7 protein-coding genes are annotated in these 12690 nt (G+C 43.7%); 2 read left to right on the forward strand and 5 right to left on the reverse strand.

The features are described 5' to 3' along the window. Positions 1-11: 11 nt before the first annotated feature. From V7R55_RS02375 to V7R55_RS02385, 3 genes are all read right to left on the reverse strand, one after another. Complete coding sequence (locus tag V7R55_RS02375; protein ID WP_334057001.1) at positions 12-2915, reverse strand: TonB-dependent receptor; 2904 nt, start codon at positions 2913-2915, stop codon at positions 12-14. A 205-nt stretch (positions 2916-3120) separates the two neighbouring features. Next, positions 3121-3705, reverse strand: coding sequence for a thymidine kinase (locus V7R55_RS02380; RefSeq protein ID WP_334057002.1), 585 nt, complete (start codon positions 3703-3705; stop codon positions 3121-3123). A gap of 5 nt (positions 3706-3710) precedes the next feature. Beyond that, positions 3711-5522, reverse strand: coding sequence for a putative bifunctional diguanylate cyclase/phosphodiesterase (locus V7R55_RS02385; RefSeq protein WP_334057004.1), 1812 nt, complete (start codon positions 5520-5522; stop codon positions 3711-3713). Between the two features lie 492 nt (positions 5523-6014). On the opposite strand from V7R55_RS02385, the gene V7R55_RS02390 reads away from it, so the two are divergent. After that, positions 6015-8525, forward strand: a complete 2511-nt coding sequence (locus tag V7R55_RS02390; protein WP_334057005.1) for a TonB-dependent receptor — start codon at positions 6015-6017, stop codon at positions 8523-8525. A 77-nt stretch (positions 8526-8602) separates the two neighbouring features. Here V7R55_RS02390 and V7R55_RS02395 read toward each other — a convergent pair whose 3' ends face one another. Then, positions 8603-9349: a hypothetical protein gene (locus V7R55_RS02395; protein WP_334057007.1), complete on the reverse strand. Its 747-nt coding sequence runs from the start codon at positions 9347-9349 to the stop codon at positions 8603-8605. Between the two features lie 164 nt (positions 9350-9513). Next, positions 9514-11763 carry an acyl-CoA dehydrogenase gene (locus V7R55_RS02400; RefSeq protein ID WP_334057008.1) on the reverse strand — a complete coding sequence of 750 codons (2250 nt, stop codon included), beginning with the start codon at positions 11761-11763 and terminating at the stop codon, positions 9514-9516. 309 nt (positions 11764-12072) lie between these two features. Here V7R55_RS02400 and V7R55_RS02405 point away from each other — a divergent pair, with 309 nt between their 5' ends. Beyond that, complete coding sequence (locus tag V7R55_RS02405) at positions 12073-12627, forward strand: outer membrane protein (RefSeq protein ID WP_334057010.1); 555 nt, start codon at positions 12073-12075, stop codon at positions 12625-12627. Positions 12628-12690: the final 63 nt, after the last annotated feature.

Here is a 12690-nt window from a genome sequence, read left to right on the forward strand (position 1 = left end):
CAGTGTTTTTTTTAGTAGAAAGCGTAATTTAAATTAAGCATATATGAGGGACCAAACTCCCGGCGGAGCGTAACAATGCCTGCATCATCAATGGTTTCTTCCTTCTCATCAGTCAGATTAACGCCTTGAAGGGAAACTCTTAGTCCTTCCAAATATTCAATGCCACTATCTGCAAAGTCATAACTTATTTGTGCATCGACCTGGGTGACAGCATCCCGCGTAGCAGCTTCAATTTTGTTGGAGCCCCCGCGTTGATAAGTAAGGAACTCTGAGCGGTCTGTAGCGGCTACCCTTACTTCGAATCCGTTAGCCTCGTAGTAAACCGTAATGCTGTATGTATTGTCAGATTGACCGGGAATAGCTGTGCCATCTTCGAGTTCAGCATCTAAGATAGTTGCTGAAGCGGCAATACCAAAGCCGTCCAGTACATCCCCCACCATTCTCAATGGAATATTGGCCGTCAGCTCAATACCTTTCATTTCACCTTCAAGACCGTCTTCGAAGAATGAATAGAACCCCTGATCTGGTGGCGTTACTAAGTCACCCACTTCGTAAGGCGTATCCTGAGGGCCATAATTACCAGCCACATCGATCACTCTGTCGTGAAACCCTGGAATAAAGTAGTTTGCGCCTTCGTTTGTGACATCGTTTGTAAAGTCGATGAGTTGATTACCGTCACGGGTCCAGTTAACTAAGTCTTTATAAAAAAGCGCAACTGAGACATAACCTTCTTCATCAAAATAGTTTTCAAAAGATAAATCAAAGTTATTCGCTTCAAGCGGACGAAGGGTTGGATTTCCTGTAAACTTAGACCACGGAGAACCAAACTCTCTTACTGCTTCTTCAGAGTTTTCCGTGGCAATAAGCTCAATGTTTTGATCAAATTTAACAAATCCCGATGCCTTCATCTGATCGATTCGAGCACGGCTTATGGTTTTAGACGCGCCCAAGCGTAAATAGCGGTTTTCATCCAACTCTACACTAATATTCAAGCTAGGCAGGAAATGCGAGTAATCATCGCCGTCCGTTATTATACAATCGGCATCGACTGCCTCATTACCGTCATCATCACATACGGCGAAGTTTGGTCCGACAATACCAATGAAACCTGATGAGGTTTGATCAGTTTGGACATATTGAGCGCCCACATTGCCTTTTACATTGAAACCCTGCACTTCGGTCTCAAAATCTAGCTGTACGTAAACGGTAGTGACTTCTTCATTTACTGTGTAAGTATCGCCCAAACGGTCTGGTTCTAATAGACCGGCATCGTTTAGTGTGTACTCACCATCATTGTAAGGAGCAAATCCATCGTACGCTACTACATTGCCCATTCCCGCCCATGTCAGATCGGCTAGTCCGTTGTATAGATACTGCTGGGGAATCGCTTCTGAAAAAGGGTACGATGAGGCTGTTGCGAAAAAGCCTTTGTTGTCTTTCGCTTTGTATCTATCGCTGTAGTTAATTCCCGCAGTAAAGGTATTAAATATGCTCCAGTTAACATAGCCAACTGCTTCAAAGCGCACAGTGGTGAGTTCTTCCTCAAAGTCGGCGAAGTTTAAGAAGCCGTCTTGCGCATTGAAATAGCTGTAAGGCTGGCCGTTCGCTTGCAGGGCATCAGTGGCAAATTGATCGGCAATATTAGCCATGCCGCCACCCCAAACTTGAGGGCCGGCGAGCTGCAATAAGGCTGGGTCAGAAAATGCATCAAGACCGCTACTGTCAGTAAAGAAAATGCCATCGGCACTCATTTGGAATTGGCGCGAGCCGAGTTGATCTTCGCTAAGCGCGCCAGAGCGTGCGAGGCCTGCATAAGATTCACCCCGTAGGTCTCGCTTACTTGATTCACTATCTGCGACATCTAGCATTACAGTCCAGTCATCGCTTATGTCGTATTTTATATTTAAACCAAAGGTTTGAAGCTCACCGTCTTTTTGAGCGGGATCTGTTCTTAACACAGGGTTGGCATTAATCTGTGTGCCAGAACTATTTACACCGCTGCCGGTAACGTTTGCGGCTGCAAAAGGTTCTATAAAACCGCGGATAACGCCTGAATCAGAGTAATCAATATCGAGGGCGTCAAATACAATATCTAGTCTATCTGTAGGGCGCCATTGCAGAATAGCTGAAACTGTATCCCGCTCTAATACTCGGCTAATTGCTTGCGAATCTAAACCAAAAGGAAGGACCTGTCCTTCATCATTTTCACCGTAACCCCAAACGCCGTATTTTCTCTCATTTCTGGGCGACTCGGTTGAAGCAATAGCGAGTGCTAGACCTACGGTGTCATCTGCAAATTTTTCTACAAATGAGAGGGCAAATCGATTGCCACTGTTATCAAACTCTGGGTTGTCAGAGTCGTTACCTCCGAGTTCATAAACGCCGGTTACGGTAAGCGTTTCTTGAGCAGCTAGAGGGCGTACTGTTTGAAGGTCAACTGTACCGCCGATACCCTGTACTATTAGCGACGCATCTGAAGTTTTATAAATTGTGGCGCCTGTCATTATTTCTGCAGGGTACAAATCATATTCAACACCACGGTTGTCACCAATACCTATCAGCTCGCGGCCATTTAGTGAAGTTCCGGTGAAGTCCTCTTTAAACCCGCGAACAGATATTCCTGACGTTCTCCCTCCAACCCGTTCACCGGAAAGCCCGGGTAAGCGGGCAAGGGACTCTGCAATGGACGAATCTGGGAGCTTACCGATATCCTCTGCTGAAATGGCTTCTACAATTGAGTCATTGTCCATCTTTACTGCTTGGGCACGAATTAGCGACCCTCGAATCCCTGAAACTTGAATAACTTCAACTTGCGATTCATCCTTCGTTTCTTGTGCTATTGCTGAGGCTCCGTGCAGCGCTGCTGCGATTGAGATGGCAACCAGTGCAGGTTTGAATTTGCTTGTGTGCTTCATGCGATATCCTTGCTAAATGCTTTGAATACAGTTTTGTTTACAGCAATTTAACAATAGTGGCAGGTTAGCGAGTGTGCAAGTTAGTGGCTTAAATGTTTAAGTAAAAAAAGCAAGCCCGTGGAAGTAACTTGCTTTTTAAGTTTATAACCTTAGTTGAGCAATACGTGAAACTACCCTGAAACAAAAGGCTTAGGTGCATTTGAATTTAAGTCTTACTCCACACCAATTCTTTAAAGTGCTTACGACACATGGATTCGTAAGTGTCGTTACCACCTATTTGAACCTGGTCGCCATTTTTTACGGCATTGCCATTTTCGTCCAAACGGACTACGAAACTTGCCTTTTTTCCGCAATGACAGACCGTTTTTAACTCTGACAGCTTATCAGCCCAAGCCAGTAAATAGTGACTGCCTTCAAAAGTTTCGCCTAAAAAGTCAGTTCTTAGCCCATAAGCTAGAACGGGAACTCCCAATTCATCAACAACGTCAACCAACTGTTTAACTTGCGCTTTAGTTAAAAATTGTGCTTCGTCAATAAAGACGCAATCGGGTTTACGTGCTTCGTAATCTTTGCTTATCGACGCATATAAATTGTCATCTTTCGCGTATAACTTAGCGTCGGCTTGCAGGCCAATACGCGACGTTACTTTGCCAACGCCGTATCTGTCATCTAACGCTGCTGTGTAGATAATTGAGTGCATTCCGCGTTCGCGGTAGTTGTAAGCAGATTGAAGTAAAGATGTGGATTTTCCTGCATTCATTGCAGAGTAATAAAAATAAAGTTGAGCCATGGTGATTAATAATTTTCGTTATACCAAGAGATTAGGTCGCTGGCATTCATAGGTTTAGCAAAGTAAAAACCTTGCAAGTAATCAGTACCTAGCTGAGCAAGATGAAGCTTTTGCTCTTCGGTTTCGATTCCTTCTGCAATAGTTTTACAGTTAAACTCTTTTGCCATCAAAAGTGTCGCCCTTATAATGGTATCACTCTCTTCAGAGCTATTCTGTACAAAAGAACGATCAATCTTAATAAAATCGCATGGCATTGACTGTAGGCGACTCAATGATGAGTAGCCTGTACCAAAATCATCAATAGAAACTTTAATGCCTCGCGCGACGAGTTCATTGACTTTTACGCTTACCACTTCTTTATCGATAGCGAAAACGCTCTCTGTAATTTTCAAATGAAGCCGCGCCGGAGAGATTTGTGTAGTTTTTAGTGCATTGTCTACAGTTTTAAGAAAGCTATCATCAAGCAGTTGAGAGACTGACACATTGACTGATATTGCAAGACCTTGTCTAAAATGCCAGTGAGACAGGTCGATAAGTGCGCGGTTTAATACCCATGCCCCTATTTCCGGCATAAGTCCGCTACGCTCAGCAAGTGGGATAAATACAGCTGGGGAAATACTTTCATCATCGCATTTCCATCTTAGCAGCGCCTCTACTGAAGAAGGCGTATTTGAAGTAACGTCTATAATTGGCTGATAGAAAACGGTAAATTCCCCATTATCGATGGCGCAGCGCAAACGTTCGCAAAGTTGTTGCTCACGCTTGATTTCTTGATGAAGTGCTTGGCTGAAAACACCAATGGAGCCTCGCTGTTCGCGCTTTTGATCATACATGGTCAAATCAGCCTGCTGAATCAAATCAACAGCAGTTTCACCATGTTCGGGAAACATAGCTATACCAATGGTTGCATCAAGGGTTATTTGATTATCATTGGCAATAATAGGAATGGTGACACCACTGCGCATGGCGTGAGCTACCGCTTTTGCCGTGTCGACATTAGCGTAGGGGATGACTGCTACAAATTCGTCACCTCCCCATCTACCGAGATGGTTTTCTTCTGTATAGTTGCGCAAACGGTCAGCAATTTCTGCCAGCACTATGTCTCCGATTTTGTGGCCTAAACTGTCGTTAACTTGCTTAAAACCATCCAGGTCAATAAATAGAAGCGCCAGCGAATTATCTAGCGCCCGCGTGGTATCGAGTAAGTTATTAAGGTATTTTAAAAAGCCATTTCGGTTAAGTAGATTAGTCAACGGATCACGATTCGAGAGTCGGTAGAGGTCAGCGGTTCGTCGTTCGACTTCAGCTTCAAGGGTCGCGTTTGAGGCATCGAGCTTTTCGTTAGAGGCAATAAGAAGCTGATTAACTTTTTCTGTTTCGCTGCGCTCAATTTTCATCTGCTCTACTAGGCTATTGTTTCTTGCTTTCAGGTGTAGCGTACCTATGAAAAACTTGTGGTAACGAAAAGCACTCATAAAAATACCAAACCAAAAGACCAATCCCAAAACGCCTAAAATAAAAAACTCGCCCTCTTCATCTGTAATAGCGCATAACGACATAGGGACGAGAAGTGCCGTAGAATAATAACCTACAAGCTTTTTGTCTGGCGATAGAACCGTACCTGCTCCCCCTGCCATAGCAACCCACACTTGCAGCTTGTGCGTAAAGACCGACGGCTGGTCGTTTTCGAAGAAAAAAACAAGGCCTGAAAACGCGAATATCGTCATCAGAAGACCGACGAAACTATTGCCCAAAAGCATGTCGGTGGTGTCTCTTTCTATTTCGACTCTTGAGATATTGTCGTGTTGTTTATTCAACCTTTGAAACCTATCGGTAGTACTTACTTGTCTAAGCAAGGTTTGTTACGCATACACATTTCGATTTTATTCGTCTTTTAAATTTATCTCAGCCTACACATAAAAATATACAGCTACAATATAGTACGTTTTTCAATTAATAGTTCTAATAAGATCACAGTTTAGCAAGTTCGCGCTGCTAACAAGTCAGCAAGTTATTGAGCATATTGCTAGCGTTCATACTGTTACATTAACTTATCTTAATCGATGTTTTTAATTTGAGGTGATAGTGCCTGTTAAGCTATTTAAGTTGGACTTTAGAATAAGGCTATTAACATTTGTCTCTTTCTAAACGGTGTTTTTAAAATAAATATTTCACAGGTTGTTTACAATGTTGTTTTTTTGTTATAGATTCTTAATCGATTAAGCTTATTGTGTTGCCACTAAACCTAGTAGTCTAGGGGAAGAGGCTACTTAGGATTTAACAACTCCAACACATTGCCGGAGAAAAACATGAAAAAACATCACACACTCAACGCACTGACTCTTGCAGTTTGTACCGCATTGTCAGGGTCTGTAATTGCACAAGAAACTGCAACGCCAGATGCGGAAAACAAGTCGAAAGAAAAATTTGAGCAAATCGTTGTAACCGCTGCACCTGGCGGTGCTACTATGCAAGAAGCTAGTGTTTCTGTGAGCGCATTTGACGAAGAAGATATTTTAAAACTTGCTCCACGTTCAACAGCCGAAGTTTTCCGCGCTCTTCCTGGTATTCGCGCTGAGTCTTCTGGTGGTGGCGGTAACGCAAACATCACCATCCGTGGTATCCCGCTAGCAACAGGCGGTTCCAAATTTCTTCAGCTTCATGAAGACGGTTTACCAGTATTAGAGTATGGTGACATTAACTTTGGTAACGCAGATAACTTCCTACGTTACGACTGGTCAGTGGCGAATGTTGAAGCAGTGCGTGGTGGTTCAGCATCAACGTTTGCAAGTAACTCGCCCGGCGGCGTTATCAACATGATCAGTAATACTGGTGAAGTAGGTGGTGGTGCTATCGGTACATCATTCGGTGTTGACTATGAAGAGTTCCGTTTAGATTTCCGCTACGGTGGCGAAATCACTGATGATCTATATTATCATATTGCCGGTTTTGCTCGTGGCGGTGAAGGCCCTCGTGAAACTGGTTACAACGGCGACCAAGGCGGTCAGGTTAAATTTAACATTACTAAAATGCTAGATAACGGCCACATCCGTTTCCACTACAAAAACTTGGATGATAAGGTATCAACATATCTTCCTTCACCAGTACTTGTGAAAGGTGATGGTGAGTACGGCCCAGTACCAGGTTATGACGCAAGTTCACAAGCGCTGAATTCTGCATATAACACAAATATTTCTACTTTTGATAGCTTCGGAAACCCTGAGAACCGCGACGTACGTGACGGTATTGAATCTAAAGTTAGCTCTTTCGGTGTAGAAGTTGATTTAGAAGTAGCGGAAAACCTGTTTTTACTTAACAAGTTCCGCATTTCAGATATTTCTGGCGGTTTTATCGCGCCATTTACTGACGGCTTCCCAGCGGGCCCTGGCGATGTTTCAAACTTTGCTTCAGCACTTTGCGCCGGCGCGACAGATGGTGACGGCAATGCGCTAAACTGTGACAGCACAAGCGTGGTACTAGCTAATGGTCCTGGCGCTGGTGATGTATATACGGGGCAAGCTTTCACAAACCTTCAGTTTGACACGCGTATCAATGATCTTGGCAACATGATCAACGATTTCAGCTTGCGTAAAGAGTTTGATAACGGTATCGATCTAACGGTTGGTTACTACTACTCAAATCAAGACATCGCAACAAGCTGGTCTAGCTGGCAGACATTTATTCAAACACTTGACGGTGACAATTCTCAGTTACTAACCATTACTGATGCAGACGGTGTAGAGCTAGTATCTGATGGCTTACTGTCGGCAAGCTTCCTTTCTTGGGAATGGGACCTTAACTATGTGACTAAAGCACCTTACATGAACGTTGGCTTTGAGTTATCGGACAACATTCTGATTGATGCGTCGGTACGTCACGATACCACAGAAGCTTCTGGCGAGCTTATTAGCTCTTGCTGTGGTGGTAATACTGATTTCGACCTAAACGGTAACGGCGTAATTGAGCAAATTGAAGATGCTTCTGCAACTAACAGCGGATTTATCAGCGGTGGTGTGATTAACCTTAACCGTGCTGGTGCGGCGTCTCAAATCGTAGATTACAGCGCGAATAACACGTCTTACTCAATTGGTGGTTCTTACCTTCTAAGCGACAGCCAAACTTTCTTTGCTCGTTACTCAAAAGGTGGCCGTGCAATTGCTGACCGTCTACTACAAATTGGCGGTACGCTAAATGCAGATGGTAGTCTAACAAGTACGACTTCAGGTTACGACACAACTAAGCAGTTTGAAATTGGTTATAAGTACGGGACGAAAGACCTAATGGTCAACGCCACCTTGTTCGACACGGTTACTGAAGATACACAAGCTGAGGTAACTAGCGGTCTTACGTTTATGCGTGAGTACGAAGCGACAGGTCTTGAGCTTGAAGGTCGCTGGAATGCAACGGATAACTTTGTCATGTCTGGTAACCTAACGTGGACAGATGCAGAGATTAGCGACGATGTTAACAACCCAGCATTAGAAGGTAATACACCTCGCCGTCAAGCGGATTGGATCTGGACTATTACTCCAGAATACGTTACTGACACGTGGTCTGTTGGTGCTTCACTACAAGGCTCTACTGAGTATTATGTTCAAGATAACAATGACCTTAAGCAAGACGGTTATACCCTTGTAAACTTATTTGCTACATACTGGGTAAACGATCAGTTCTCAGTGTCACTTAACATGAACAATGCGACTGATGAGTTTATCATCACTGAATCAGAAGAAGGTTCTGCCGCAGTAGGAAGCTATGTACGTGCACGTCCTCTTAATGGTCGTACAACAGTACTTTCTCTTAAGTATATGTTCGATTAAAACGAGGTAATTTGATGCGTGATATGTATAGATTTTATCTAGTTAAAACATAAAAAACGCGTTAAATACCCATCCAATCAAAACGCCTGCTTCCTTGAAGCGGGCGTTTTCATTTGCGGACTGGTATTATTTCTTCCTAGTTCAAGTTGCTTAGCGAGGGCAGCGGAAAGGCGCTCGACTAAATGAGAATGTTTTTTGTGGATAACATGAACTATCTCGTGCTCTACAAGTGGGATGAACTCTATTCCAGACTGCTCAAAAATAGCTTTTTCTGAATAATCACTGGGTATAATCGCGTAATTGAATCGGCCATTTAACAGCAAATCGATAACGTGATTAAAATTGTCAAACTCAATGATATTAGCACTCAGCTCATCTGGGCTTACGTCCATATTGAAGAAGAAACGTGTGGTAACGGCTATTGCTTTGTCTGGGTTTTGCAAAACACTTTTATCGCACTTTGCGCCCCTAATACATAATAAAAATGATGCGCCATGAGAGAGAGCAGGTGGGACAATAACAATATTATTGTCGGGTTGTGCGACAACATCGTAGCGAACAACATCTGCATCTGTCATTCCCTCGTTTAAAAGTCTTAGCCCTCTTTCACCGCCGACTTTCTCGAACCTTACTTCCATGCCAAGGTCGAGATAAGCGCGCTCTACTAAAGGTTTATAGTAGCTGGAAACTCGAGGATGATTGAGTTCGCCAATGATAAAATTTTGCGCGTTATCTTCTGCAAAAGCGACAACTGATAGCGATGAAAATAGATAAAAAAAGAACGATGAAATGCCTTTATTTACCGAAATTTGCGCCTTTTTCATGGCGAGAATCCTTGCATATAGAAGTGTCGTTAATTCAAGGATAGGTACAGATTAAACAAAGGAAAAGTTAATGAGCGTTAAATTTGATTACAGGAATTAAAAAGCCCCGTCAGTTGAAATCTGACAGGGCTTTTTCAATTTGACACCGCTTGTGCTGTTACTATTTAAGCCGCGTTTTGACCGCCATCAATCGCTTTAAGCGTTTGTGATGCAGGAACAAGTTCCATATCGAAGGTGTATTCGTCTACACGAACCGCTAGCTTACGCTTCTCGTTGTAGTCGTGAAGCTTAGCGGCTTCATCAGCCGTTACTACGCCTTTTTCTTGCAGCTTGTTAAGTGCATGTTCAAACGAAATGAACGGCACTACTGGCTCTTTGCGAAGTGCTTTTTGCACCTTACTAAGAAGGTGCGCTACTGCGTGTTTCGCTTTAAACGCCTGCTCGTTAATATCGTTACCATCACCTGGGCTAACACGCACAAGATGCGTAAGCTGCTCTTTCACACTGTTGTCTTGCATAGATGCAATTGATAACTCACGTACTAGGTCGTCGCTAATACCCGCAACACTGTTGGTGTAAGTATTAGTAAGAAGACGCATTAGACCGCGTGTTGCTGTGTTCGGGAAATTGTTGATGAAATTAACAATTGCCTGATCAGCTTGCTGTAAAGACCACTGCATTGCGTATTCAAAGTACGGAAGCGCAAGCTTTCTATCTTCGATACGCTGCTCGTAGAAACGAATTGCTGCCATCGCACCGTATAGGTAACTCATTACGTCACCAAGACGCGCAGATAGAAGCTCAGCTTTCTTAAGGTCACCACCTAGTACTGCAAGCGAAAGGTCAGCCAATGGCGCTAGTTTCGCAGATATGCTGTTTACACGCTTCTCGTATTTGCGAACCTCAGGTAGCGCAGACTCGCTCTCACGTAGGAAAGGAAGATAGCCTTTACCTAAGCTGCGGAACGCATTCTTAACACTAAAGCCCACTGTCTTACGAAGGACCTTGTTGAACTCTGCGTCCGCTGAACTTTCGTTGCTGTGGATTAGGTCAACCATGTCCTTAAGGTAAGGGTGACAACGCATTGCACCTTGACCAAAGATCATTAGGTTACGAGTAAGAATGTTCGCGCCTTCTACCGTAATTGCGATAGGAAGTGCAGCATAACCGCCCGCCAATGTATTTTGAGGACCACGTTGAATCGCTTTACCCGCTTGGATATCCATTGCAGAGTTCATCACGTCGCGACCTAGTTCAGTCATGTGGTACTTAGCAATTGCCGTTACTACCGATGGCTTAACGCCTAGACCAAGACCTTCAGTAGTTAATACACGCATCGCTTCAAGTAAGAACGTCTTACCTGCGATATCTGCCATTTTTTCCTGAATACCTTCAAAGCGACCAATTGGAAGACCGAACTGCTCACGTACGAATGAATACTCTACTGTGCCTTTAAATGCAGATTGTGCTGTAGCCACACCCATCGCTGGAAGTGAAATACCGCGACCCGCGCCTAGGCAGCTAACTAGCATCTGCCAGCCACGACCAATGTTCTTTTGACCGCCAATGATGAAATCCATAGGAATAAACACGTCTTGACCACGAGTAGTACCGTTATAGAAACGTACGCCCATAGGGTCATGACGGTTACCTAGCTCAACACCTGGGTGCGACTTAGGAAGAAGGGCACACGTAATGCCTAGCTCTAACTTGTCGCCAAGTAGTTGGTCTGGGTCAAATACTTTAAATGCAAGACCAAGTACAGTCGCAATTGGAGCAAGCGTAATATAGCGCTTGTCCCAGCTTACGCGAAGACCAAGAACTTCTTCGCCATTAAATTCGCCTTTAGTAACGATAGCTGCATCAGGGATAGCACCTGCGTCTGAACCTGCCTCTGGGCTTGTTAGCGCGAAACAAGGAATGTCGCGACCGTCCGCAAGACGAGGTAACCAGTAATCTTGCTGCTCGTTTGTACCATAATGCATTAGAAGCTCACCCGGGCCTAACGAGTTAGGTACCATCACAGTTACCGCAATTGCACCGCTTTTCGCAGCGATTGTTGCAACGATAGTCGAGTTTGCATAAGGGCTGAATTCAAGACCACCAAATTTCTTTGGAATAATCATTGAGAAGAAACGGTTCTTACCAAGGAAGTCTAAAACTTCTTGAGGAATATGTTTACCGTTACCAAGCTCGAAATCATCAATCATGTCTAGCAGTTCGGCTACTGGACCATCCATGAATGCTTGTTCATCCGCGCTCAGTTTTGCCTGAGGGATATCGCGTAGCGCCTGCATGTCAGGCTTACCCTGATAAATAGAAGATTCAATCCACACGTCACCCGCGTCAAGGGCTTCTTGTTCTGTAACTGAAATTGGAGGTAATACTTTCTTTAAGCTAGTTCTGATACTCATAATAACTCATCCGCTCATCTGACCAGTTGTTTTAGTTAATACTACACCTTATTTGAAAAAGATCAAATTTTGTAAAAACGCTTTAGTTTATAAATGGTTAGTTTTGATAACCGTGCAATATTAGTACGATAGTTTTAAACAAACGTTTAACATTGCTCAAATTTAATGGTCAAAAAATACACATTTCGTAGGTCCATGACATTTTTTGGGGTGAAGCTGCTTTTACAGTCCACTAATTTTTTCGAAGCGCGTTTTATTTATTCTCATTGTCTTTTATAGTTAGCGCTCTTTAACAAGGAGAAGTAAAAAATGCGTAGTCTTTCACAATCTTTCGCCAAAATTGCTATTGGTAGTGCGTTCCTTGCGAGCTTAGCCTTTCCTGGGCTGGCCTCAGCTAACGGTTACGCGGTGGCGAATATTGGATATGGAAATGTAGATACTGAAGTAGATAGTGAAGCAGACGTTAGCTACTCTGCTGCTCTAGGCTATCAGTTCCATCGTCAGTGGTATGTAGAAGGGGGGTATATCTCTCTCATTGATACGGACAACGATGAGCAATCAATTTCATCGAAAGGCCCATATTTGGCTCTACTGGGCAAAGCAAGCAGCCAAAAAGGAGAGCTCTATTACAAGCTGGGCGTTGCAAGTGTTGATATTGAACATGCGTCCGTAGATAGTTCTGCTTGTGGTAGCGAAGCAGTTATTTGCGGTTACGATGACACTATTATTGCTGGGCTAGCAGGGCTAGGCTTTGACTATTATCTTGGCTTGCAGTCAATGGTTCGTGTTGAATACACCTATTTTGGTGGTAAAGATGATTTTTCAGCTCATATCGTTAACCTTGGATTTCGTTACAACTTCTAAATAGTGAGCAAGCGTGAGAGCGGTAATTTACAACAAGGCTGATGTTTGCTGTCTCTGACCACA

The sequence above is a fragment of the Alteromonas sp. S005 genome, assembly GCF_036864475.1.
Lineage (GTDB): Bacteria > Pseudomonadota > Gammaproteobacteria > Enterobacterales > Alteromonadaceae > Alteromonas.

Coding starts and splice junctions, on each gene's coding strand:
- V7R55_RS02375 (WP_334057001.1), bottom strand. CDS start 2,915: ATGAAGCACACAAGCAAATTCAAACCTGCACTGGTTGCCATCTCAATC.
- V7R55_RS02380 (WP_334057002.1), bottom strand. CDS start 3,705: ATGGCTCAACTTTATTTTTATTACTCTGCAATGAATGCAGGAAAATCC.
- V7R55_RS02390 (WP_334057005.1), top strand. CDS start 6,015: ATGAAAAAACATCACACACTCAACGCACTGACTCTTGCAGTTTGTACC.
- V7R55_RS02395 (WP_334057007.1), bottom strand. CDS start 9,349: ATGAAAAAGGCGCAAATTTCGGTAAATAAAGGCATTTCATCGTTCTTT.
- V7R55_RS02400 (WP_334057008.1), bottom strand. CDS start 11,763: ATGAGTATCAGAACTAGCTTAAAGAAAGTATTACCTCCAATTTCAGTT.
- V7R55_RS02405 (WP_334057010.1), top strand. CDS start 12,073: ATGCGTAGTCTTTCACAATCTTTCGCCAAAATTGCTATTGGTAGTGCG.